Source organism: Cohnella terricola (assembly GCF_007786475.1).
Classification (GTDB): Bacteria; Bacillota; Bacilli; order Paenibacillales; family Paenibacillaceae; genus Cohnella; species Cohnella terricola.
Genome location: NZ_VNJJ01000006.1, coordinates 175,387 through 200,232, shown reverse-complemented (window position 1 = coordinate 200,232; position 24,846 = coordinate 175,387). Strand labels below are relative to the sequence as shown.

The following is a 24,846-nucleotide window of genomic DNA, read 5'->3' as shown; positions in this document are numbered from 1 at the left end:
CCTCGTCTTTTTCATATATGGCATGTTAAAAAGGGTTGATGACGTGGAAGAAGGCGTTCGGAGAAGCCATTCTGTAGTAATAGCTGCACCAGCCCACTCCTTTGTTCTCGAATCGGTTCACCGAGCTATAAAGCAGCCGCTCTTGTTCCAGCTCTTCGATCCGCTCAATCCGGTCTTCCACATAATCGAGGAGCCTATATGTTGCGGTGTCGAGCCGATTAATGACCCCGCCATAGCGAATGTCTAGCACTTCCCACCCGAACGGCTTGAACATGCGGAGCCACTGAATACGATGGGCGTTGCGCAACTCGCGTACTGCTTCTGCGATAGCAGGTAGCGACACTGTCGCCGCATGACGCAGCGTCTCCTTGTCCTTCGAATCATAGGCCTGTTTGAGTTCAATTCCTATCGTGCTCTTAAGCTTCAGCACACCGCATAGCTTCTCGGGCACGTCGAATAAGTAATCCAGGACGGCGTCTTTGTTGCGGCTGCTGCTCATTTTCCGCTCGACTTGCTCATAATGCTCGGCCATTTCCAGTCCTTCGATCTGTTTGTCGAAAAGCCCAAGGAGCACATCCTGGTACAGAAGAAACTTCGAAGGGTTGCTCTGTTTCCGATTGTCAGGCTCAGATCCCGGTGTTTCGTCTAGATCCTTCAGTTGCAGGAAAGCATTCGCTTCAATTCCCGTACAGAACTTGACACGCTCGGCTAAGTACTCGCGATCTGGCTCTAATTCCGAATAGGCATGCTCCGCATAGAGTTGTAAGCCGAGTAGCGCCGCAAATGGATTGCCCTCATTTCCATCATCGCCCCACATCGTTGCGTACACCTCGCGGATGCCTTCCTTCTTGCACACTTGGAGCGCCGTGTTCGAGGCGTTTAAGGAAAGACCATAGTTCACCCCAAACGTATTAAAAATCCATACAGCTCCGGCGAATACAAGATTGTTGCCGAGCGGACGGTGCTGGGCAATCGACTTCTCATAATCGGCCGGCTCCATATGCACGTAATCCCAATAAACCATGTCTACATCTTTAGGAATCCGACGCAACATCTCCTCGGGGATTTTTGTCTCTTTATCATAATATTCACTGCCATTGTCCGAAGCCAGTTTCAGGAACATATCACTCCACATCATGGGCTTCAAACCGCGGCGGCGGGAATAATCGAGCACCTTCTCCAGATGTTCCGTCATGATGTCGAATCGGCTTCGATAACCATTGCGGTCCAAATATTTGCCTCGCCCGAGCTCCTCCGCCTCGTCCATGCCGATATGGATTTTGCGGCTGCGGAACGGAGAGCTGGCGGCTTCGATCATCTTCCCGATCAAATGATCTGTTTGGTTTTCCCCCACCAACAGCGCGCCTTTCGTATCTCGGTACTCCCATACGGGCTGCCACTTGAGGAATTCCTCCAGATGGGCGAGCGTCTGAATGCTTGGAAATGCCTCGATACCGAATTGGTCGGCGTAATCGTCAATCATTTTCAACTCCGCTTGTGTATATCTGCCCCGCATATAGCCAAAATAAGGCTCGCCATCAATAGCGTACGTATCCTCCATATACAGCATTACGGTGTTCAGCCCCATTAAGGCCATCTTGTTTAACATTAATTTGAAGCTATCTACAGTAAGTACCGCATTACGGGATAGATCGAACATCGGCCCGATCGTATCAAACTGCTGTTTTTCTCGAAGGTCGAATGCCTCTCCATGAATACCATGCTGTAGTAAAAGACCGAGTCCGCGAAAAAACTGATGCTTTTGGCCATAATGGATGTAAGCCGCTCCTTGCTTTAAGCCAATCTTCAATTCGTCCGTGTCAGCAGATTGATGAACTTCAACAGTTAACCCATCATCTGCTACGGAAAACCCAAGTTCTTGAGACAAAGCCTGAATACCAGGCATCAATTCTGTCATTTCACCTTTAAAATGAAATTTCATTCGTATATCCTCCTTAGGATCAGCTCGTGATTTAGCCTATTTAGGAATTAAACATTATAACGTTATATTGTATTATGATTTATATGCTATCTAATCTTATAGGGGAAAGCAATAGGAGAAAATTCGGAGCATCAAACAAACAACCGTCAGGGCGAAGTTTCCCTGACGGTTGTTCGTATTTTTCTCAGCGGATTGTAATCCCTCATGCCTCGAAATGAAATTCCATTTCCCCCGCCATTGCGGCTGGCGTATCTCCCGTTGCTTTATGATTTCTTTGTAGGAAGCTCGTTGTTGGCGATCATTTCGCCGAACGGGCTGATGTAAGAGCGCTGCTGCTCCTTTTCCTGCTTATTGGCAAGCGGCAGCAGCGGGAACACTAGCTCGGCCAACCGATACGCTTCCTCCAGGTGAGGATAACCGGACATGATGAAGGTTTCGATGCCGAGCTCTCTGTATTCAAGCATCCGCGCGGCGACGGTCTGCGGATCCCCGACGAGCGCAGTGCCTGCTCCTCCGCGAACGAGGCCGACCCCGGCCCACAGGTTCGGGCTGATCTCGAGCTTGTCGCGGCTGCCGCCGTGGAGCTCCGACATCCGGCGCTGACCGACGGAATCGAAGCGGCTCAGGATGCGCTGGGCTTCGGCGATCGTGTCATCATCCAGGTACCGGATAAGGTCGTCCGCGGCCGCCCAAGCCTCCTCCTCCGTCTCGCGCACGATGACGTGAAGCCGGATGCCGAAACGAATCGTTCTTCCCTGTTCGGCGGCGAGCTTGCGCATGACGGCGATCTTCTCGGCAACCTGCGCCGGGGGCTCCCCCCAACTGAGATAGACGTCAATATGATTCGCGGCCACCCGGTGTCCCGCGTCCGAGGAGCCCCCGAAGTAAAGAGGCGGGTAAGGCTTCTGCACGGGCGGATACAACACCTTGCCCGCCTTCACGTTTACGTAGTCGCCTTCGAAGTCGACTTGCTCGCCCGACAGAGCTTGACGCCATACCGTCAGGAACTCGTCGGTCAGATCGTAGCGGGCATCATGGTCCAGGTGCAAGCCTTCCCCCGCCAGTTCCACCGAGTCTCCTCCGGTCACCACGTTCACGAGCAGGCGCCCCCCGGAGATCCGGTCGAACGAGGACGCCATTCTCGCCGCGATCGTCGGCGACATGAGGCCGGGACGGACGGCGACGAGAAACTTAAGGTTGCGAGTGGATGAGATAAGCGCCGAAGCCGCGATCCACGGGTCCTCGCAGGACTTGCCGGTAGGCAGCAGCACGCCGCCGTAGCCGAGCGTGTCGGCCGCCTTGGCGATTTGGCTCATATAATCGAAATCGACCGCCCGGGCGCCGATGGTCGTTCCCAAGTACTTCCCGTCGCCGTGAGTCGGAATAAACCAGAATACTTCCATGATAATCGTTCTCCTCTCGATAACCGGGCGCTCACGCCCGCGATTTCTCTAGTAACTTCCACACGGGTTCTGTCCACTGCGTCTTGTTCGCGCTCAAGTATTGATTCGCGAGCCCACGCACCGGGTCGCCGGCGTAGAATCTTTCATAAAGCTCGTGCCGGGAGCCGAGCGGGCTGCCGATCAGGTCCCAGGCCAGCTTGAACAATTGGATTTTGTTTTCCGCGTTCAGGGATGCCCCTTCAAAGTAACGGTGCAACAACTCACCGATCGGGCCATTGAATTGTCCGAGGCTGGATGGCGTCTGGATGAAGCCGCCCCCGCCCACCTGCTGGAGAATCTCGATTGCCCGCGGGTAGAGCTTCGTCCCAAGGCTTCTCGCCGTATCGATGAACGATGCCTCAGGCACCCAGACACCGGTAACGGGATCGGCCTGCGCCCTCGCTTCCGACGCGATCAGCAGCGCCTTCATCGTATCGATCTGGGTGATCAGCTCGCCGAGCTTCTCCTGCACGTGCAGGAAACCGTTCACCCCGATCGATTCGGCGATCGCGAAGGCGATGCCCGTGAGGAACTCGAGCTTCGCGACGAAGCGGACGACCGTCTGGTGGAACGCGAGGGAATTCGAGCTGTGATGGCTTCGCAGCTTCCATACGGCTTCGGCGTCTCCATACAGCAGCACCCGTTCCCACGGAATGAACACCTCGTCGAACAGGAGCACCGCATCCATCTCGTCGTACCGGGAGCTGAGTGGATGGTCCGCGGAACGATCGTCCGCGAACGATTCCCGGCAGACGATGTGCAGCCCTTTGGCGTTCGCCGGAACGAGCAGCGCGAGCGCATGCTTGCTATATTGCGAATCGAGCCGGTAGAAGGAGAAAACGATAAAATCGTGCGTATAAGGAGCGCCGGTCGCGATCATTTTGGCCCCGCTGACGTAGATACCTTCCTTGTTCTCGCGGACGACATGAAGATATCGCTCGGCGATCCTCTTGTCGTCCAATCCCTTGGACCGGTCAATCTGCGGATCGAGCAGCGAAGTCGTCAGGAACAAGTCGTGATCCCTCGCTTGCTCGTAGTAAGCGGAGATCTTCGACTCGAGGCCGGGATCCAGTAGGGCTAGCTGCTTGCGCGCCCCGTACCAGCCCGTCACGAGCGAACGGGCATAGTCGGACAAACGGCTCATGACGCCGTTCGTCTCCTTCGCCCAATAATCGAATGCGCTCGTGCGCTTCGCCAGATCCTCCGCCGAATACGGCAGGAGGAACGAGCTGTGCGCGTAAGCCTCGCGGCCGGGAACGGCGAAGCCGACCCGGTCCCTGTGCTTCGGATCGTCGAGCAGATCGAAAAGGCCGCCGATCGTGCCGAGCGTTCCCGAGAAGGCGGGATGCTCTGGCAGATGATCTACCCGTTCGTCGTCGATCCATACGCTCCGCCCGTCGCGCAAACTATCCAGGAATTTCTTTCCTCGAGATGCCATAGGTTGTTATCTCTCCTTTACTCCTTCGAACGATCGACGGAACGCCGCTCCCGGATGCCGGGCCGGCAGACGGTCGCCCTCCCCGAATAGTTTCCTCGGCCTCGGCACATGTTCGGCGCCCTTTTTCTCGTCTGTTTTCGTGATAAAAAACAAAAACCGCCCGAAACACTTCCCAAATCGCGGGAGATGTTTCTAGCGGCACTTCCAGTTTGTCCGGTTAGCGGCCTGTATGTCGGGAGCTTACTCGCTCCGATTCGGATATCCCACATCGTAATGCACACAAATCCAATCTGTCAAGTCGGAATATTTTTTTGGTTCAAGCAAGAAGAAAACCGGCACCGGATGAATATCGGTGCCGGTTCACAATTGTTATGCGAGCCGTGTCTTAAAATCATCATAGCCGAATTGCCGAACCACTCGGCAATCGCCATCTTTGCTTTGAACGGCGATGGCTGGAAGCGCCGTGCCGTTAAACGTGTTGGTCTTCACCATGGAGTAAATCGCCATGTCTCCGAATACGAGCCGATCGCCGCACTTTAAAGGCTGATCGAAAGAGTAATCTCCGATCACGTCTCCGGTCAGGCAAGTCTGGCCCGTGAGTCGATAGGTAAACGGCTTTTCTCCGGACTCGCCGCTCCCCTGAAGAGGGGGACGATACGGCATTTCCAACACATCCGGCATATGACACGTTGCGGAGGTGTCCAGAATCGCAATATCGATCCCGTTCTTGTGGAGGTCCAGCACGGATGTGACCAGGTAGCCTGCGTTAAGCGCAACAGCTTCGCCCGGCTCCAGATAGACCTTCAAACCGTACTGATCCTGCATTCTCCTAATGCAAGCTTCCAGAGTGTCGAGATCGTAATCGTCTCTTGTAATATGGTGACCGCCGCCGAAATTGATCCATTCCATCTGCGGCAGCCACTCCCCGAATTTCTCCTCGACCGCCCGCAGCGTTGTCTCCAAGTCGTCAGAGTTTTGCTGGCAGAGGGTGTGGAAGTGCAGTCCGGATACGCCATCAAGCAAATCCGGTCGGAAATCTTCCCGCTTGACGCCGAATCTGGAGCCAGGAGAGCAAGGATCATAGATCTCATGCCCGATTTGTGTCGAGCATTCCGGGTTGATGCGCAAGCCGACCTTCCGGCCAGCCTGAAGAGCCCGGTCTTTAAACTTCTCTAACTGCGAGAAGGAATTAAAAATAATATGATCGCAGATAGAAACAATCTCATCGATCTCATCTTCCCGGTAGGCAGGGGCAAAGACATGAGTTTCTTTACCCATTTCCTCATAGCCTAGCCGAGCTTCGAATAAACCGCTCGCGGTCGTGCCGTTCAAGTATTCTCCGATAAGGGGATACAGGGTTGTCATGGAGAATGCTTTTTGGGCCAGAATAATCTTTGCACCCGTTCGCTGCATAACGCCGCTTAGAATTTTAAGATTTTTCTCGATAAGAGCTTCATCGACGACAAAACAAGGCGTAGGCAATTCTTCAAATCGCATCTTATCGAACCAGCGCCGGTTGTTTGGCCGCTTGAGGCGACTCCTGTCCGTCATCGACAAGAACCGGATTAAAGTCTTCTACCCATGGAAGTCCCCATTTGTTCAACTCTTCCATGAACGGATCTGGATCGAACTCTTCGATGTTGAATACGCCCGGCTTGTTCCATTTTCCGGTCAGAACCATTGCAGCACCGATCATGGCAGGAACGCCTGTCGTATAGGAAATCGCCTGAGAGCCGACTTCCTTGTAGCACGCTTGATGGTCGCAAACGTTGTATACGTAGTATGTCTTGCTTATGCCGTCTTTTTTCCCTTGGAAAATGCAGCCGATGTTCGTTTTACCTACCGTGCGCGGCCCGAGCGACGCCGGATCCGGCAATACCGCCTTCAAGAATTGAAGCGGAATGATTTGCTTGCCCTCGAATTCGATCGGTTCGATCGAAGTCATACCCACGTTCTCCAATGCTTTCAGATGAGTCAGGTAGCTTTGGCCGAAGGTCATAAAGAAGCGAATCCGTTTAAGTCCGGGCATATTAACGGCAAGGGACTCCAGCTCTTCGTGGTACAGCAAGTACATGTCTTTCTGGCCAACTTCAGCGAAGTTGTAGACGCGTTTGATTTCCATCGGCTTTGTTTCGATCCATTCGCCATTCTCCCAGTATCTTCCGTTGGCGGATACTTCGCGAATGTTGATCTCCGGATTGAAGTTTGTTGCGAACGGATAGCCGTGATCTCCGCCGTTGCAGTCCAGAATGTCGATATATTCGATCTCGTCGAAGTAATGCTTGAGCGCATATGCCGAGAATACGCCGGTTACGCCCGGGTCGAAGCCGCTGCCCAGAAGCGCGGTAATGCCCGCTTTCTCGAACCGCTCGCGGTAATCCCACTGCCATTTGTATTCAAACTTCGCAGTATCTTCAGGCTCGTAGTTGGCTGTATCCATGTAATGCGTTTTGGTTGCAAGACAAGCGTCCATAATCGTCAAGTCTTGGTACGGCAGCGCCAGGTTCATGACGATATCCGGCTTGACCTCTTCAATTAGCGCGATCAGCTCGTCCACATTGTTGGCATCCACTTGCGCTGTCGTAATTTTCGTTTTGCCGCCATCCAGTTTTGCTTTCAGATCATCGCATTTGGACTTGGTGCGGCTGGCGATACAAATTTCTTCAAAAACCTCGCTGTTTTGTACACATTTGTGGATGGCTACCGAAGCCACCCCGCCACAACCGATAACTAACGCTTTTCCCATTTCTCGATCTCCCTTGCTGTTGGATTGGTTTGAGGGTTCAGATGATTGAGTTTTAACGCACAAAAAAAACAAGTGAGTAAAACGCATCATCGCGTATCACACTTGTCTAGATATACATACGAATATTAAAATATCCCCGAATTGGGACATAGCTTTTGTGAGGAAGCTGTTTAATATTCAAAATATATCATTTAACGAATCAGAGTCTAAATAGCAAATAATCACTATGCCACTCTTATTGACCGTTTCACAAGTTGTGTGCGGATGCACTGGTTGTAAAGTAACCAACTCATAAAATTTGAGCTTTTAACTCAATCAATAAGGCAACTAAAGTTGCCAGTCGGCATTTGACCCGGCTGTCCGTATGGCCTTAACTTCCTTGTCGGAAGTGGTCAAAAATTATCTGCTTGGAAAGACTCCGTATATTTTGAATAACTGCTTTCCAAATAACGCAATCTCATAATATCACAAACTCTGAATATATCAATAAAAAAATGCTATAAACTCGATAAAAAAATGTGGAGTTTTTGTGTATGACAAAAGTTCGAACCATAAATGAATGATCCAAAGCCTCGTTTCCAGGCAAAGGAATGAAGCTTTTGATTGTGCAAGGATGATATATTTAAGTTAAGCGGCTTAATGACTACGCCAAATCATTAAAAAGGAAGTGCGAATAATGAATCTAGAAGCGGTCATGCAAGAGCTTGAAGCTCTCGGCAAAGAACGAACCAAGAAGATCTATCTGTCCAACGGTGCGCACGAACCGCTTTTTGGAGTGGCTACAGGTCAGATGAAGCCTATCTTCAGGAAAACAAAACACAATCAAGTATTATCAGAGGAGCTCTACGCTACCGGGAATTACGATGCGATGTACTTTGCCGGGGTTATCGCGGATCCTAAGGCAATGTCCGAGGCGGACTTTGAACGGTGGATTGATAAAGCTTATTTTTATATGCTATCGGATTATGTGGTAGCCGTAACATTGGCAGAAACGGATATTGCGCAAGAAGTTTCCGATAAATGGATTGCAAGCCATACAGAACTGAAGATATCGGCGGGCTGGAGCTGTTACTGTTGGTTGCTAGGAAATCGTCCGGATAGCGAATTCTCCGAAGCGAAAATCGCCGATATGTTGGAGCTTGTTAAAAACACGATTCATGACGCCCCTGAACGCGCGAAATACGCAATGAACAATTTCATGTACACCGTGGCCGTATCCTATATGCCGCTTCACGATAAGGCGGTTGCGATCGCGAAGGAAGTAGGCCAGGTGGAGGTCAATCGCGATACCGGAAAAAGCAAGTTCTTGAACGCTTCCGTTAATATTCAAAAGGCGGTAGACAAAGGGCAGCTGGGCTTCAAACGGAAATATGTAAGGTGTTAATTAATAAATCCCCCTTGGATATATTGATGACAAGATCCGTCACTATAGACCGTTAAGATAGACTTGGAATGGGACGAAGCATAATCGGACACAATCCAAGTAAGGGGGATGAAAGATGTATCAAACAGTCGCGGATTTTATCGCGGAATGGAACAAAGAAGCCGTGTTAACCCAGAAGGTGTTGGACGGATTGACGGATGAGTCACTGTTGCAGCAGGTATACCCTGAAGGGCGCACATTGGGAAGGATTGCATGGCATTTCGTTACGAGTATCCCGGATTTTCTTGTCGAATTCGGAGTTCCGATGGCTAAAGTGCCGAATCCGGACGAAGTACCGTCTGCCAAGGAAATCGCGGAAACCTTTTCAACGGTTAGCGCTCATGCCGCGATTGCCCTTCGAGAGCATTGGACGGATGATACGTTAAAGCAAATTCGGAATGCATTCGGAAGAATGGAGTCGAACGCCACGATTCTGATGGGATTGATCAAACATATCGTTCATCATCGGGGCCAGGTTACGGTTCTGATGCGTCAAGCGGGAGTGCCTGTACCTGCGATCTATGGACCGCCCAAAGAAGGCTGGGCGCAATTAGGGAGGACACCGCCGCTTTGAAGAGGAATTGCCGGTGATCATCTTTAGGCGGGGGTTGACAGGAGCGCCTTGCGGTTGTAAAGTTTGACATAGAATTCCACTAGGGGCGCCCGCAAGGGCTGAGATAAGGCGAAGCCTTGGTCCCTTTGAACCTGATCTGGGTTATGCCAGCGTAGGAAAGTGGGCAATGTACGTCAGACTTCCGAAGCGATGGACGCGAAGAGATTATTTTCACTTCCGCCATGGCTTTCGATGAGCATGATTACATTTCAGCCGCTCCCTGCCGGGGCGGCTTTTGTTATGCGGCGAGAAGCCGCGGACTGCCGCAACGGCAGGGGGGCGAACGCGCGTTGCCGCTCTCGTGTTCGAGCGTGCATGCGTGTGAAGCGGAAATCGTGATCGTCAGCGAGTCTGTTCGTCATTTCTTATTTTTTTATTACGGCCTCCTAGCGGAATTCGACATTACGTCTGCATAAGGAGGTTTTTTTGTTATGGCGATCATGACTACGCCGCTGCCGGGGAGCCGCAAAGTGTACATAACCGGCGACAGGGAAGACATTCAGGTGCCGATGCGCGAGATAGCGCTGGAGCCGAGCGCTGGCAAGGACGGACAGGTGCCGAACGCCCCGATCCGGGTATACGACGCCAGTGGCCCGTATACGGAGGACGGCTGGCAAGTGGACGTGCGGCGGGGGCTGCCCTCCGTGCGGGGCCGCTGGATAGCGGAGCGAGGGGACACGGTCGAGTACGATGGCCGCGAGGTGCGGCCCGAAGACAACGGCTTTTCCACGGCGCAAGCCGTGCAGTCCAAGGGCGCGGAGGTGTTTCCCAAGGCGCATAATCGCTGCCTGCGAGCGGCGAAGGGGCGCAACGTCACGCAGCTGCAATATGCCCGGCAAGGGCGGATTACGCCGGAGATGGAATATATTGCACTTCGCGAAGGGATGAGCGCTGAGTTCGTGCGGGCGGAGGTAGCCGCGGGGCGCGCGATCATCCCCGCGAACATCAATCACCCCGAGTGCGAGCCGATGATCATCGGCCGGAATTTCCACGTGAAGATCAATGCCAACATCGGCAACTCGGCCGTCGCTTCCTCGATTGAGGAAGAGGTGGAGAAGATGACGTGGGCGACCCGCTGGGGAGCCGATACGATCATGGATCTGTCCACCGGCAAAAACATTCATACGACAAGGGAATGGATCGTTCGCAATTCCCCGGTTCCGGTCGGCACGGTGCCGATCTACCAGGCACTGGAGAAGGTCGGAGGGAAGGCAGAGGAACTGAGTTGGGAGGTATTTCGAGACACGCTGATCGAGCAGGCGGAACAGGGCGTCGATTATTTCACGATCCATGCCGGGGTGTTGCTGCGCTATATTCCGCTGACGGCGAAGCGGGTTACGGGCATTGTCTCCCGCGGCGGCTCGATTATGGCGGCATGGTGCCTTGCCCACCACAAGGAGAACTTCCTGTATACGCATTTCGAAGACATCTGCGAGATTATGAAAGCCTACGACGTCAGCTTCTCGCTCGGGGACGGCCTGCGGCCAGGCTCCATCGCCGATGCCAACGATGAAGCGCAATTCGCGGAGCTGGATACGCTCGGCGAACTGACGGAAATCGCATGGAAGCATGACGTTCAGGTGATGATCGAAGGTCCGGGCCACGTCCCGATGCATCTGATCAAGGAAAACGTCGATCGGCAGATGGAGGTATGCAAGGAAGCGCCGTTCTATACGCTCGGCCCGCTGACGACCGACATCGCCCCGGGATACGACCACATTACTTCCGCCATCGGAGCGGCGATGATCGGCTGGTTCGGGACGGCGATGCTTTGTTACGTAACGCCGAAGGAGCATCTCGGCTTGCCGAACAAGGAGGACGTCAAGGACGGCGTCATCGCCTACAAGATCGCCGCCCATGCCGCCGATCTGGCGAAGGGCCATCCGCGCGCGCGGCAGCGGGATGACGCGCTGTCCAAGGCAAGATTCGAATTCCGGTGGAGAGACCAGTTTAACCTGTCCCTCGATCCGGAGCGCGCCATAGCCTACCACGACGAAACGCTGCCCGCGGAAGCGGCCAAATCGGCGCATTTCTGCTCGATGTGCGGCCCTAAGTTCTGTAGCATGCGAATCACGCAGGATATTCGCGATTACGCCGAGAAACGCGGCGTGGCGGAGAAAGAAGCGCTGGAGGCTGGCTTGAAGGAGCAATCGGAAGCGTTCAAAGCCTCGGGAAGCCGCATTTATGTTTAGTGAAGCTGAGACGGAGGAGCGTTATTCCCGGCAGATCCGTTTCGCACCGATCGGCCCGCGGGGCCAGCGGCGGCTCGGCGAAGCGAGTGTTCTCGTCGTCGGCGCGGGGGCGCTCGGCGCATCGCTCGCCCAGCATATGGTCCGGGCCGGAGTCGGCCGCATGCGCCTTGTCGACCGGGACTTCGTGGAGCTGAGCAATCTGCATCGGCAAACGCTGTTCGACGAGGAGGACGCCGAAGCGGCACTGCCCAAAGCCGTCGCCGCCGCGGCGAAGCTGCGCCGGGCGAACGGAAGGGCGAGAATAGAGGCTTTCGTGGCTGACGTCGACAAGCACAACGTGGAAGCGCTGGTCGCGGACACGGATCTGGTCCTAGACGGTACGGACAATGCGGCTACGCGGCTGCTGCTCAGCGACGCCTGCTTCAGCCGAGGCATTCCGCTTGTGTACGGCGGCGTCGCGGGCTCCGCAGGAATGAGCGCGCTGCTCGTTCCTGGAGACCACTGCTGCTTGAGGTGCTTGCTCGGCACGGAGGACGCGTCGGACGTAGACGAAACCGCGCAGACTTGCGACACGCTTGGCGTCATCTCGCCCGCGGTGGAATGGGTCGCGGCCTTGCAGGCGTCGGAGGCGTTGAAGCTGCTGACGGACAACCGGGCGGCGCTTCGCGGAACGTGGGTGATGCTGGACGTATGGAATTTCGCGATCAAGGAGTGGAAGCTTCCTCCGGCGGTCGATTCCTGCCCGTATTGCGGATGGGGGGAGCGGGAGACTGCCGTAATGGACCGGTATTCCGCGGCCGGCGTCGGAGGCGCTGCTCTATATCGGGACGGGGAGCGGGACGGCAGGCAAACGGACGATGATCCGGAAGCCGGAGCGCCGGTCTTGCTATGCGGAAGGGATACGTTTCAATTAAAGCTTGATCCTTCCGTATCCCTGGAGGAGTGGAAGCGTCTGCTGCTTGCGGCAGGTTGCACCATTACGGCCGACAATCGCTATCTGGTACGAGCGTTGACCGTCGAAGGAGAGCGGATCGTTGTTTTCGCGGAAGGCCGTTCGCTGATTCAAGGAGCGGGAGAAGCCGATCGCGTCATGACCATCTATCGGCACTATTTGCGCGGGGAGAACAGGAGGGATACGGTTGAAAAGTCCGATAGAGTTTAAGCTGTACGTCATTACCGGGGAGAACTATCATCCCGGGAGAAACATGTTAGAGGTTATAGAGTCGGCTTTAAGAGGGGGAGCCGACATCGTGCAGCTGCGAGATAAAATAAGCTCGAAACGGGAGCTGGTCGAGAAGGCGAAACGGCTTAAGGACCTGACCGCAAGGTACGGCGTGCCGCTGATCGTAAACGACCATCCGGACGTCGCGCTGGCAGCGGACGCCGACGGCGTTCATCTGGGCCAGGAAGATATGCCGATCTCCGTGGCCCGCGAGATTCTCGGGCCGAAGCGCATCGTCGGCCTATCCACGCATCGGATCGAGCAGGCTCGGGCGGCGGAATGGGAAGGGGCGGACTATATCGGCGTCGGCCCCGTCTTCCCTACCGCCACCAAGCCGGGACGGCAGGCGGTCACGACCGCTTACGTCTCTCAGGCGGCCGCCGATATTCGCATTCCTTGCGTCGCCATCGGCGGCATTACCGAGAACAATGCGGATGAGGTGCTGAAGGCGGGCGCGAGAAGATTGTGCGCCGTGTCCGCGATTGTCGGCCATGACGATCCGGAGGCGGTCTGCCGCAGGCTGCTCGAGAAGATCGAAGCCTGGAACTCGAAGACGCCCAAGTTTGAAGAAGGTTTGAATCGTACGGGAGCTCCGGAAATTCGGGTCGTCATCAACGGCCGGAACGAACGGACGCAAGCGGCCACGCTGCTGGAACTCGCGGCTCAATACAAGCTGGAGAGCCGCAACATCGTCGCGGAGTTGGACGGGGAGGTCGTCCCGCGCCGGTTATGGGGCGAGACGTCTGTGCGCGGCGGCTGCGCGGTCGAATTCGTTCATTTTGTCGGGGGAGGCTGAGCAGAGGATGAAAACGACCGTGCAAGACGGATGGTTAATCGGAGGGCGGAAGCTGAAATCCCGATTTTTTCTAGGTACGGGCAGGTTTCCGAGTCCCACTGTATTTCTGAGCGCGCTAGAAGAGTCCGGCGCGGAGGTGATCACCTTCGCGGTTCGCCGCATCAATCTGGACAGCTATGAGGACGACGGTATGTTGCAACATGTCGCCGGCAGGAAGCTGATCTTTTTGCCCAACACGTCGGGCGCGAGCAACGCCGACGAGGCGGTGCGGATCGCCCGGCTGGCGCGGGCCGCCGGGCTGGGCGATTGGATCAAGGTGGAGATCAGCGCGGATTCCCGCACGCTGCTGCCAGATCCGATAGAGACGCTCAGGGCGACGGAGCGTCTCGCCAAGGAAGGGTTTACCGTGCTGCCTTATGCGTCCGACGATCCGATGCTATGCCGTCGGCTGGAGGAAGCGGGAGCGGCAGCGGTCATGCCGGGCGGGGCCCCGATCGGAACGGGGTTGGGCATTCTGAATCCGTATCATCTGGGACTGATCGCCGAACAGTCTCGGGTTCCTATCATCGTGGACGCGGGACTAGGCTCGGCCGTGGACGCCGCGCAGGCAATGGAGCTGGGCGCGGACGGCATTCTCGCCAACACGCCGGTTGCCAATGCGGTGGACCCAGTGGCGATGGCGCGAGCGATGAGGCTTGCGATCGAAGCGGGGAGGTTGTCCCGTCTCGCCGGACGAATTCCCAAGAAGCGGTATGCCTCAGCGAGCAGCGAACCGGAAGGACGGCTGTTTGCGACCGAGGTCAGGGAGGCGACGACGTGACGAAGCCGACGGAGGTGCTAATCCTCGGCGGCGGAATCATCGGCTTAGCCTGCGCATGGGAGGCGGCGAGACGGGGCTTTCGGACGACGGTGGTGGAAGCCGGGGAGTTCGGAGGGCAGGCCTCCGGAGCGGCCGCGGGTTTGTTGGCGCCGTATTCTGAAAATCCCGAAAGTCCCGATCCTTTTTTCCAACTGTGCGCGGAGAGCCATTCTCTTTATCCCGCCTGGGTTCGGGAGCTAGAAGAACTGACGGGACGCTCGGCGGAATTGAGGCATAGCGGGAGCTTAAACGTCGCGTTCCACGAAGCGGATTTCCTGTCCCTTCGCGCCAGGCTGGAATGGCAGAGCAAATACGGAGCCGGGTTCGAGCTTCTTGACGCAGCGGAGCTGCGAAGACTGGAGCCTGCTTTGTCGGAGCGGGCGTTGGGGGCGCTGTACTGTTCCGATGAGAGCCATGTGCACGCTCCCCAGCTTGTCGGGGTGTTGGAAGAAGCGTGCCGCCGTTCAGGCGTTCGGCTCGTTGCCCACGCCGGTAACGTTACCTTGTTGAAGAGGGCTGCTGGCGAAGGAGTCATCGTAGAGTCGTCGTTCGCGGGACGCTGGCAAGCAGATCGGGTCGTCGTGTGCACGGGTGCCTGGAGCGGCTTCGTACAAGAGTGGCTGCCCGTTCACGTGCCGGTTCACCCGATCCGTGGTCAAATCTGCGCCTATGACGTACAGGGCGGCCATATCCGCCATATGGTCTTCTCCAGCCAAGCCTATTGGGTCGGCAAAAACGACGGAAGCCTCGTCTGCGGAGCCTCGGAAGATATGGCAGGTTTTGACCGCAGCGTCACGGAACAAGGCATCGGACGGCTGACCCGGTGGAGCGGCAGCGTGTATCCTTTTTTGCAGGATAAGCGGCCATCGCGCAGTTGGGCGGGGCTGCGGCCTGCGACGTTGGACGGGTGGCCTCTGATCGGCTGTATCCCGGAAGCTCCCGAACTGATCATGGCGGTTGGCCATTACCGCAACGGTATTTTGCTTAGCCCAGCGACGGCGACGCTTGTCGGAGACCTGCTGCAAGGAAAAAGCGGCAAGTTTGGGAATGCGTTCGGAATAGAGCGATTTTCCCCTGCCGGGAAGCGGAGGGGAGTCGGATGAGCATTCCCGCGCGTCCGCTGGCAATGACGGTTGCCGGTTCGGACTCCGGCGGGGGAGCCGGCATTCAAGGAGATCTGAAAACGTTCCAGGAGCTTGGCGTATACGGAATGAGCGTCGTTACGGCGGTAACGGCGCAGAACAGCCGCGGTGTGCAGCGCGTAGAGCACGTATCCCCGGACATGGTGGAGGCGCAGCTCGAATGTGTGCTCTCTGACATCGGAGCCGATGCCGTCAAGACGGGAATGCTACCCGCCGCCGCTCATGTTGAAGCCGCCGCGAAGTCGTTTGCTCGCCATCGGGTGGAGCGGCTTGTCGTCGATCCGGTCGGCATCGCCACGGACGGCTCCGTCTTGATGGACGGCGGCGCGTTCGATGCCATGAAGCGTCATCTGCTGCCGATGGCGGAGATTCTTACGCCGAATCTGCCGGAAGCCTTCCGGCTGCTGGATATGCGAGCGGACGTAAATCTAACGACTGCCGACATGGGGCGATTGGCGAAGCGTCTGCTGGCGCTGGGTCCCCGGCATGTGTTTCTGAAAGGCGGGCATATGGGCGGAGCGGAGTCGGTCGACGTGCTAGTCTCCGCCGACCGTCCGTACGAGGCGCGGCTGTTCGCGGGACCGCGAATGCCAACTTCCCATACGCACGGTACGGGTTGCGCGACGGCGTCCGCCATCGCCGCCTTGCTCGCGAAGGGAGCTCATCTGGAGGAGGCGTGCCGCATGGCGAAAGCGTTCGTCGCCGATGCGATCGCGGAGGCTTTTCCCCTAGGCGACGGCACGGGCTCCCTCTGGCACGGCGCGTTTGCGGAGAAGAAGCGGTTTTTGCGATAAGGGCTGTCGATGATCATCTTGACATCGAGGCTCGTGTGGTATAAGATTTTTTTAATATTTCAATACGTTGAAGAGGAAAAGTACGATTATCTAAGCGAACAGAGAGCTGTTGGATGGTGCGAAACAGCCGCGAAGAAATCCGAACTCGCCTTGGAGTTGCTCGCTGAACAGATCAAGTAGGTGGAGCCGGCAGCCTGACCGTTATCATCAGGAGGGTATGGAGGTTTGTCATTAATACAACTCCCTATCCATAGAGTGCATGCCGTCCATGGCGTGAATTCGGAGTGGTACCGCGTAAGATGTCAAAGTCTTTCGTCTCTGTTATCGGGGATGAAGGGCTTTTTTTGCGTCCTGTCGATCTTTGCCAATCAGGGATAGAAAATGAACGGAAGGAAGGACATCCATGAAAAATGTGAACAAGTACGCTAGAGGATATTTTGCGCCTCCGAAGACAAGCTTGAAGTGGACGCAGAAGGAATATATTACAGAGGCGCCGATCTGGTGCAGCGTCGACCTTCGCGACGGAAATCAGGCGTTAATCGTTCCCATGAATTTAGAGGAAAAGCTGGAATACTTCAAAATGCTCGTGGAGATCGGGTTCAAGGAGATCGAAGTCGGGTTTCCCGCAGCATCGGAAACGGAATTCGCCTTTTTGCGCACGTTGATCGAACGCGATTTGATTCCGGACGACGTCACAATCCAAGTGCTCACCCAATCGAGAGAGCATATTATCCGTAAAACGTTCGAATCGCTGAAAGGCGCGAAAAAAGCCGTCGTCCATCTGTACAACTCGACCTCTGTGGCGCAGCGGGAACAGGTATTCCGCAAATCCAAAGAAGAAATCATCGATATCGCTTTGAGCGGCGCCAAGCTGTTGAAGGAGTGCGCAGAGGAAACGGAAGGGAACTTTCAGTTCCAGTATTCGCCGGAAAGCTTTACGGGCACGGAGATCGAGTTCGCGCTGGACATTTGCAATCAAGTTCTTGACGTATGGCAGCCGACGGCGGAAAACCCGGTCATTATCAATCTTCCTGCCACGGTGTCCATGTCGATGCCTCATGTCTACGCCAGCCAGATCGAATATATGAGCGAGAACATGAAATTCAGGGAGCACGTTATTTTATCGGTTCATCCGCATAACGACAGAGGAACGGGAGTGGCGGATGCCGAGCTGGGAATGCTCGCGGGTGCCCAGAGGGTTGAAGGCACGTTGTTCGGCAACGGGGAGCGGACGGGGAACGTAGACATTGTCACGCTGGCCTTGAACATGTACTCTCACGGTGTCGACCCGAAACTGTCTTTCGAGAACATCCCTGAAATCATTACCGTCTATGAGCGGCTAACCAAGATGAGCGTAGGCGAAAGACACCCTTACGGCGGCGAGTTGGTATTCACCGCATTCTCCGGTTCGCATCAGGATGCGATCGCCAAGGGCATGAAGTGGCGCGAGGAAAAAGAACCTCCGCATTGGTCGGTCCCTTATCTGCTGATCGATCCGATGGATATCGGCAGGCAATACGAGGGAGATATCATCCGCATTAACAGCCAATCGGGCAAAGGCGGCATCGGTTACGTGCTGCAGCTAAAGTATGGACTCGATCTCCCGGCGAAAATGCGCGAGCACTTCGGATACTGCGTCAAAAACGTATCCGACCATCAGCAGAAAGAACTGATGCCGGATGAAATCTACGATATTTTCGTCAAAGAGTACGTGAATTTAAAAACGCCGGTCGAGTTCGTCAAATACCGCTTTAAAGAAGACGACGATTTCGAAACCATCGTGACCATACGGTCGGGCGGCGAAGCCAAGGAAATTACGGGTTCCGGAGACGGAAGACTCGATTCGATCAGCAATGCGCTGCAAACCCATCTCGGGACGACGTATAGCGATTTGGTTTATAAGGAGCACGCTCTCGAGACGGGTTCGAAATCGCAAGCGGTCTCCTACATTGGCATCAAGGCTTCGGACGGCACCGTATATTGGGGTTGCGGCATTGACGTTGATATCATGACCTCGTCTGTAAAAGCGCTGTTTAGCGCGGTAAATCAAATGATCGGCAATACGAACGGGAAGAGTTAGTATCCCGTGCGAAGAAAGAGGCCGTCCCAGCAGTCATTGACTGAGGGACGGCCTTTGCTTTATTCGGGCTCAACCCCGTCTCTTTTCGTCTGTCCGGAACGAAGCCCTTATTCCATCGCGTTCCAGATTTCTTTCTATCTCGACAACAAGCCCGGCGAATTGTGTAGTATAATGAGGTAAATTTAACCAAACTTAGGAGGACAAGACGTGCAGCAAGAGGTCATGAAGCCGATGGGAGTCGGCAGAATGCTCGATTTAAGCTTTCAATTGTACCGCAAGCATTTCGTTAAGCTGATGCTGATCATGCTGATCTGCTACGGTCCGTTTTATTTGGTGAATGTCTTAATTCAGGGTCAGTACGTTCAATCGTTGTTGGACGTGAACGATATCATGAATTATTCTGTCAGCGACGCGGAGCCGTTAATCTCCCCAGACATCGTCGTGCTGGTTCTCTTACTCGGCGTGCTTGTCGTTTTTGTTCTTACTCCCGTGGTCGTCGCCTCGATCGTCTTTCTCGTACATCAAGCCCTGCAAGGCGAGGAAGCTCCGTCGGCCCTGCGCTTGCTTCGAATGTCATTTAAACGGTATTGGGGGCTGCTCGGCAGTTCGATCGTTTTCGGATTAATTCTGGCCGGCCTGGTCATTGCTTTATTCATCGCGTTCTTTGTCATGGGTGTAATTTCCAAACTGGTGTCCGGAGTGATCGGCGGCATTTTGTTTTTTCTTCTAGCCGTGGGAGCAGTGTTCGGATTCTACTATTTCGCGATCCGTTTTATGTATTTTCTTCCAGTCGTCGCGCACAAAGAAGATTCGATCGGCATCGGAAGAAGCTGGGGCTTAACTCGCAAGAGCTTCTGGAGGCTCTTCGGGCTGTTTTTCCTGCAGATGCTCTTTATCTATATTATTAATTTCGGTGCTTCCTTCCTTCTTGCGCTCGTGCCGATGAACGGCATCCTCTTCATGCTGCTGCAACTGTTCCTCAGTTTGCTGACGGGTCCGATGATCTTCGTTGCCTATGCGGTCAGTTATACCGATCTTAAAGTCCGAGACGGCATGGGATTGGAAGAGATGATCAATCGGATCGTGCCCGATCCCTCGATGCCCCAACCTCCAGCCGAGCATACGTTATGATTGATCGGGCCGAGCTGTTGAAAGACAAACAACGGCTTGGGGAAATCCTGAGCCGGGACGAATATACGAAATATCTCAAAGAATCCGTCCCGCATAAGGGATGGTTGGAGTCGTTATGGGACGGGCTGGTCGAGCTTTTTTCTTTCGTTCATTGGCCGGAAGGGACTGCGAAGGTCGGCGCGTACGCGCTGCTGGGAGTGGTGGCGATCGTGCTATGCGGGGCCATCTATTGGTTTTCCAGACAAATTGTGTTTCAAGGAAACGCCCGGCGGCTGAAGACGCCCGTTGGGTTATCCGAGATGGCGCTGACATACGGACAGTATGCAAAGATGGCGAAGGAAGCCCATTCCGAAGGGCGAATCCGGGAGAGCATTCGCTGTTCGTATCTATCGCTGCTGTTCTACATGGAGCAAGAAGGCTGGATTCGGATCGAAAAATGGAAAACGGATTGGGATTACCGCGACGAGCTGGAGCGAAGCCGGGCGAATGCGGTTCCCTATTTTCAGCGGAGCGCGCTGCTGTTTGAAAGGGTATGGTATGGCAACGAACCTGCGGATGAAGCCAGCTTCCTGGATTTTCAACGCGATATCGATGAGTTGATCGCGGTGAGGGAGGCGAAATAAGATGGCGTCGATGCAGCACCTGCTGAATCGGAACAAACATGTGATCGGGCTCGCAGCCTGCGTGATGCTTTTTATTGGATTGGGGCTTATGATCGCGAAGCCGGAGCCCGAACGGATGGCGCCTTACGTATCGTACTCCGCGGACGTCGATGGGACGAAGGGCATAATCGAGTTGCTCGAGGAGAAGCGGGTTCCGATCAAGCCATGGAAGCGCTCGTGGCGCGAGCTGCCCTCGGGGAAGGGACATGCGCTGCTGGTCATCGAGCCGGGCGGCGCGTTCGAGGACGAATGGACGAAGCTGCTCGAGTGGGTGGGACGGGGCAACGAATTGTTGCTCTTCAGTCACGAGCTGGACGAAGGAGGGGCATTCCTGACGGAAAGCTCGTCCGCTTCCCCCGGGGTGACAACCGTGATGCGGCAAGAAGGGGAAGAGATGCCAGAATTTCAGGCGGAAGTCGGGACGAGACAGCGAATCGTTCCGGAAGACGGCGTCAGCGAGCTGCTGATCCGCGACTCGAACGGAATGATTGCGGCGAGAAGAACGTACGGTGACGGCGCAATCATAGCGGCAGTAACCCCCGAGTGGTTGACGAACGAGAACGTGCTAAAGCACGATCATTTCGAGCTTGTATGGCCTTGGATGGCCGGCGATTCGAGCAGAACCGCGATGTGGGTGGATGAGTACCATCATGGCTACGAGGATTCGAGAGGGTTTCTAGCCGCGTACCCGGCATGGCTCGTCGCTGCTTGCGCAGGGCTGGCCGTCGCGCTGCTTCTCTGGCTATGGCAGCGAGGCAAACGCTTCGGCCCGACGTACACGCCGCGGGCTTGGACAGTGCGCCGCGGCGACGAAACGTTGCGAGCGGTCGCCGCCTGGTACGAGCGACGCCGCTTCAAAAGCGCGGCGCTCGCGCACCAGGCGCGTGCCCTGCGCCAGCTGCTGCTGACGCGCTGGGGGCTGCCCCCTGAGGCATCGCTGGAGGATGCGATGCTGCTGGCGAAAGACCGCTTAAGCGTTGCGCAAGCGGTCAAGCTTGAGCGCCTGCTGCGTCACGCGCAGGCGATGGAACGCGGCGAAGCCGCGGAAGGCGCGTTCGTAGAAAGGACGCGCGAGTATGGCGAGATGATCGCGTTACTGGAGAAGGAGTGAGCGATAATGAGCGCAAGCATGGAACGGCTGCTCGAGACGATGGAGCAGCGGCTATACGGGCAAAAGACGAACATCCGGTTTATGGCTGCGGCCTTGTTGGCTGGAGGGCATGTGCTTCTGGAAGGGGTGCCGGGGCTCGGTAAAACGAAGATGGCGCGTACGCTCGCGTCATTGATGGGCGGCGAGTACCGCCGCATCCAATTTACCCCGGATTTGATGCCTAGCGATATTACGGGCAGCGTCATCTACCATACGAAGGAAAATGAATTTCAAACCATCCGCGGGCCGGTGTTCGCCAACATCGTGTTGGCCGACGAGATTAACCGCTCCGGACCGAAAACGCAGGCGGCGCTGCTCGAAGCGATGGAGGAGCGCCAGGTGACCATACACGGAACGACGTATCGGCTTCCGGAGCCTTTCCTCGTCGTTGCGACGCAGAACCCGCTTGAGTACGAAGGTACATATCCGTTGCCGGAAGCGCAGCTCGACCGATTTCTGTTCAAGCTGATGCTCGATTATCCGGGGGAAGAGCAAGAACGGCAAATTCTGAAAGGGCACGTTCCGTTCGAGACGGAGCGTGAGCAAGCGGCCGGTCCCGTGCTGTCGCTCGAAGATATTCGGGTAGCGAGGGCGCATGCGGCGGAAGTCGTCGTCGAGGATTCGATCATCGCTTACATTACGTCGATTATTCGCAAAACCCGCGACTCCAAGCGAGTGCAGCTCGGAGCGAGCCCGCGCGCAGGCATCGCCATCCTGATGGCGAGTAAAGCTTGGGCAGCACTCGAAGGCAGAAATTACGTGACGCCGGACGACGTGAAGCTGGTGGCGCGCCCCGCGCTCCGCCATCGGCTGTTGTTGACGCCGCAGGCGGAATTGGAGGGCGGCAACAGTGACCACATCGTCCAAGAAACGCTCGCGTCCGTTCCGGTTCCTCGGTAGGCTGCTCGGTGACGAGTCGATCGTCCCAACCCGACGCCTCGTTGTTATCGCGGCCATCGGTTCTGTACTGATCGGAGCTGCCTATGCGCTGGATTATGGCAATTATTCGTTCTGGGGCTTTTATTTATTGTTGGCAATATTCAGCGCTGTTGATCTGCTTCTGCTGCCGGCTCGCAAACGGTTCTCCGTTGAGAGAACGATGCCGGAGGCGGCAGACATACGCCAATCCTTTAAAGTTCGGCTCGCATTGACGGCGAATACGGCGAGCTTTTCTTTGAATGTCGAGCTGGCCGACGACATTCCGATCTCCTTTACGGCGTTCCGAACGCAACGGGAGGACGAGCAGGACAATCAGATTTCGCAAGCGATATTGCATGGACGTATAGAGGGCGGCCCGGTCGGCATCGAGTACGATACGGCAGGGCAGGAGAGAGGGCTTTATGCGTTCGGAAGCGTCATGCTTCGTTACTGGGGTGGAGTCGGACTATGGAAGAAACAGACGAGGCTAACATGTCGCAGTGAAGTTCGGATCGTGCCGGATCTTTCGCGAGTACGTGGTGTTCTGGCTTCAGCCCAGGACTCCCTTGTGCTGGATGGCAGCAAGCTGGCAAGGCCCAACTTGGCGGGTACCGATTTTGACTCGATCCGCAACTACGCCCAAGGAGACGATCCGAGGCGGGTGAATTGGCGGGCGACGGCCCGCAGCGGGAAACTGATGACGAATATTCTCCGTCCCGAGAAAGGGAAGGTCGTCACGATTCTGCTTGATTGCGGCAGAATGATGGGGGTCGAGCTTGAGCACCAGACGAAGCTGGACCGTACGCTCGAAGCTGCGCTCGTGCTAGCGGCAGTTGCGCTGAAGCAAGGGGATTACGTCGCGTTGCTCGCTTTTTCCGATCGAATCAAGACGTACGTTCCCCCGGGCCGGGGGCTTCCGCATTTGCACCAATTGACGATGGCCGCGTACGACTTGAAATCCGATTTCGTCGAGACTGGGTTCGGTTTGGCGTTGTCGCATCTGTTGCGGCAGATTAAGAAGCGGTCGTTCGTTGTGATGTTCTCCGATATGGAGAGTTATCTGTACGATCAGGAGTTGCCGGTCTACGCGCGTCGGCTGCGCAGAAGCCATGTGCCGCTTCTCGTCTCCTTGAACGACCCGCTGCTGCACGAGTGGGCGCGCGCCGAGCCGACGAATAATCGGACCGCATATATTCAAAGCTTGGCGCATAAGTTCCGTCTAGACCGCAGCGAGTATGTGAGTCAAATGGCAAGCATGGGCATTCAGGTGCTGGATGTGCCGGCGGACCGGTTGGCGCTTAGCGCGGTCAACGAATACTTGAATCTGAAGGCGCGGAACGCTCTCTAAGCAAACCGTAAGCGTAATAGAGCGCAAGCAGCAACAACGTTCCGCCCGCAACGGCGTACTTGGTGCCGAGCGACAGTGTGGACGGCGTAACGTAACCCTCGATGATGCCCGCGATCACGAATAGCGGAATCGTGCCGAGCAGCAGTTGTACCGATTCCTTGGAAGCCTGTAGGAATTGTCGCTTGCGCGCATACGCACCTGGAACGAAGAACCGATAACCCATATACAGGCCTGCTCCGCCAGCAATAAAGATCGATGTCAATTCGATGACGCCGTGAGGGAGTATGTAAGCCCAGAAAACATAGCTTTCGCCAGCTTGCATGAAGACGGCCGCCAAAGCTCCGACGATTAAGCCGTTGTAAGCGAGCAAGTACACGGTGCCAATCCCAAGCGTTACTCCGCTCAAGAAGGTAATTATGGCGACGCGTATGTTATTTATGAAGATTTCTGTCGAAACGAGCGGGCTGTGTAGATCGCCGCGCGGGCCGTTCGTCGCGGCGGGATCGATGGAGTTCGCGATATTCGCGGGCAGCAACAGATGCACGTTAAGCGGGTCGGCCCATACAGACGCGAATCCGGCGATCATACCAAGAAGAAACAACGCCCCGGCTATGAGGATGAACAGTTGTCTCCGACGAATCAAGGACGGGTAGTAGACGCCGAAGAAGCTGCGGATGCGGCCTGCGCCTTTATCGGATTGCCTGTATAGCAGGTGATTCGCTCGGGCGACAAGATGGTTCAAGTAAGTCGTGGCGGAGTCGTTCGGCCACTCTGTACGCATAGCGGACAAATGAGCCGATGCGGACTTGTAAAGCACGGTTAAACGGTCGATATCGTCGGCTCGAATCGGCCGGCGAATGTTATCCAGTGCACCGAGTAGGAGCTCCAGCTCGGACCAATCGTCTTTGTATCGCTTAATTCGCTGCGCGGGATCCATCGTATTGACCT

The 24,846-nt window shown here is 55.6% G+C and carries 20 protein-coding genes, 1 riboswitch and 1 other annotated feature; of the genes, 14 read left to right on the top strand and 6 right to left on the bottom strand.

What is annotated here, in order from left to right; all coding sequences use genetic code 11:
* Positions 1 to 25: 25 nt before the first annotated feature.
* From FPZ45_RS12870 to FPZ45_RS12850, 5 genes are all read right to left on the bottom strand, one after another.
* Positions 26 to 1,942 carry a beta-N-acetylhexosaminidase gene (locus FPZ45_RS12870; RefSeq protein ID WP_144702136.1) on the bottom strand — a complete coding sequence of 639 codons (1,917 nt, stop codon included), beginning with the start codon at positions 1,940 to 1,942 and terminating at the stop codon, positions 26 to 28.
* A gap of 263 nt (positions 1,943 to 2,205) precedes the next feature.
* Positions 2,206 to 3,345, bottom strand: coding sequence for an FMNH2-dependent alkanesulfonate monooxygenase (gene ssuD / locus FPZ45_RS12865; RefSeq protein WP_144702133.1), 1,140 nt, complete (start codon positions 3,343 to 3,345; stop codon positions 2,206 to 2,208).
* Between the two features lie 31 nt (positions 3,346 to 3,376).
* Positions 3,377 to 4,822, bottom strand: a complete 1,446-nt coding sequence (locus FPZ45_RS12860; protein ID WP_144702129.1) for a 4-hydroxyphenylacetate 3-hydroxylase family protein — start codon at positions 4,820 to 4,822, stop codon at positions 3,377 to 3,379.
* A 369-nt stretch (positions 4,823 to 5,191) separates the two neighbouring features.
* The gene (gene nspC, locus FPZ45_RS12855; RefSeq protein ID WP_144702125.1) at positions 5,192 to 6,319 is read right to left on the bottom strand and encodes a carboxynorspermidine decarboxylase; all 1,128 of its coding nucleotides are present in this window, start codon (positions 6,317 to 6,319) and stop codon (positions 5,192 to 5,194) included.
* 1 nt (position 6,320) lies between these two features.
* The gene (locus FPZ45_RS12850; protein ID WP_144702123.1) at positions 6,321 to 7,568 is read right to left on the bottom strand and encodes a saccharopine dehydrogenase family protein; all 1,248 of its coding nucleotides are present in this window, start codon (positions 7,566 to 7,568) and stop codon (positions 6,321 to 6,323) included.
* Between the two features lie 676 nt (positions 7,569 to 8,244).
* Here FPZ45_RS12850 and FPZ45_RS12845 point away from each other — a divergent pair.
* From FPZ45_RS12845 to FPZ45_RS12780, 14 genes are all read left to right on the top strand, one after another.
* Entirely contained in the window at positions 8,245 to 8,952 is a 708-nt protein-coding gene (locus FPZ45_RS12845; protein WP_144702120.1) for a DNA alkylation repair protein, read from the top strand.
* Positions 8,953 to 9,067: 115 nt separating this feature from the next.
* Complete coding sequence (locus FPZ45_RS12840) at positions 9,068 to 9,565, top strand: DinB family protein (protein ID WP_144702117.1); 498 nt, start codon at positions 9,068 to 9,070, stop codon at positions 9,563 to 9,565.
* 71 nt (positions 9,566 to 9,636) lie between these two features.
* Positions 9,637 to 9,740: riboswitch (TPP riboswitch) on the top strand.
* 295 nt (positions 9,741 to 10,035) lie between these two features.
* A complete protein-coding gene (thiC, locus tag FPZ45_RS12835; protein ID WP_144702113.1) occupies positions 10,036 to 11,796 on the top strand; it encodes a phosphomethylpyrimidine synthase ThiC in 1,761 nt (586 codons plus the stop codon).
* Positions 11,789 to 12,958 (top strand): ThiF family adenylyltransferase, encoded by a 1,170-nt coding sequence (locus FPZ45_RS12830; RefSeq protein WP_144702110.1) that lies wholly within the window; start codon positions 11,789 to 11,791, stop codon positions 12,956 to 12,958. Before thiC ends, FPZ45_RS12830 begins: the two co-directional genes overlap by 8 nt.
* On the top strand, positions 12,936 to 13,814 hold the full coding sequence (gene thiE / locus FPZ45_RS25725; RefSeq protein WP_342780049.1) for a thiamine phosphate synthase: 879 nt from the start codon (positions 12,936 to 12,938) through the stop codon (positions 13,812 to 13,814). The genes FPZ45_RS12830 and thiE overlap by 23 nt, the downstream gene beginning before the upstream one ends.
* A gap of 7 nt (positions 13,815 to 13,821) precedes the next feature.
* Positions 13,822 to 14,634: a thiazole synthase gene (locus FPZ45_RS12820; protein ID WP_144702107.1), complete on the top strand. Its 813-nt coding sequence runs from the start codon at positions 13,822 to 13,824 to the stop codon at positions 14,632 to 14,634.
* Positions 14,631 to 15,776, top strand: a complete 1,146-nt coding sequence (thiO, locus tag FPZ45_RS12815; RefSeq protein WP_144702105.1) for a glycine oxidase ThiO — start codon at positions 14,631 to 14,633, stop codon at positions 15,774 to 15,776. The genes FPZ45_RS12820 and thiO overlap by 4 nt, the downstream gene beginning before the upstream one ends.
* Positions 15,773 to 16,609 carry a bifunctional hydroxymethylpyrimidine kinase/phosphomethylpyrimidine kinase gene (gene thiD / locus FPZ45_RS12810; protein WP_144702102.1) on the top strand — a complete coding sequence of 279 codons (837 nt, stop codon included), beginning with the start codon at positions 15,773 to 15,775 and terminating at the stop codon, positions 16,607 to 16,609. Before thiO ends, thiD begins: the two co-directional genes overlap by 4 nt.
* A 58-nt stretch (positions 16,610 to 16,667) precedes the next feature.
* Positions 16,668 to 16,932, top strand: a binding site (T-box leader).
* An 80-nt stretch (positions 16,933 to 17,012) separates the two neighbouring features.
* Complete coding sequence (gene leuA, locus FPZ45_RS12805) at positions 17,013 to 18,689, top strand: 2-isopropylmalate synthase (RefSeq protein ID WP_144702099.1); 1,677 nt, start codon at positions 17,013 to 17,015, stop codon at positions 18,687 to 18,689.
* A gap of 207 nt (positions 18,690 to 18,896) precedes the next feature.
* Positions 18,897 to 19,820 carry a hypothetical protein gene (locus tag FPZ45_RS12800; protein WP_144702096.1) on the top strand — a complete coding sequence of 308 codons (924 nt, stop codon included), beginning with the start codon at positions 18,897 to 18,899 and terminating at the stop codon, positions 19,818 to 19,820.
* On the top strand, positions 19,817 to 20,443 hold the full coding sequence (locus FPZ45_RS12795) for a DUF4129 domain-containing protein (protein WP_144702093.1): 627 nt from the start codon (positions 19,817 to 19,819) through the stop codon (positions 20,441 to 20,443). Before FPZ45_RS12800 ends, FPZ45_RS12795 begins: the two co-directional genes overlap by 4 nt.
* 1 nt (position 20,444) lies before the next feature.
* Positions 20,445 to 21,593, top strand: coding sequence for a DUF4350 domain-containing protein (locus tag FPZ45_RS12790; RefSeq protein WP_144702090.1), 1,149 nt, complete (start codon positions 20,445 to 20,447; stop codon positions 21,591 to 21,593).
* 18 nt (positions 21,594 to 21,611) lie between these two features.
* On the top strand, positions 21,612 to 22,532 hold the full coding sequence (locus FPZ45_RS12785) for an AAA family ATPase (RefSeq protein WP_144702647.1): 921 nt from the start codon (positions 21,612 to 21,614) through the stop codon (positions 22,530 to 22,532).
* Positions 22,483 to 23,898, top strand: a complete 1,416-nt coding sequence (locus FPZ45_RS12780) for a DUF58 domain-containing protein (RefSeq protein WP_144702088.1) — start codon at positions 22,483 to 22,485, stop codon at positions 23,896 to 23,898. The genes FPZ45_RS12785 and FPZ45_RS12780 overlap by 50 nt, the downstream gene beginning before the upstream one ends.
* Here the strand turns inward: FPZ45_RS12780 and FPZ45_RS12775 are convergent.
* The gene (locus FPZ45_RS12775; RefSeq protein ID WP_144702085.1) at positions 23,858 to 24,835 is read right to left on the bottom strand and encodes a stage II sporulation protein M; all 978 of its coding nucleotides are present in this window, start codon (positions 24,833 to 24,835) and stop codon (positions 23,858 to 23,860) included. The two genes, FPZ45_RS12780 and FPZ45_RS12775, sit on opposite strands and share 41 nt — an antisense overlap.
* Positions 24,836 to 24,846: the final 11 nt, after the last annotated feature.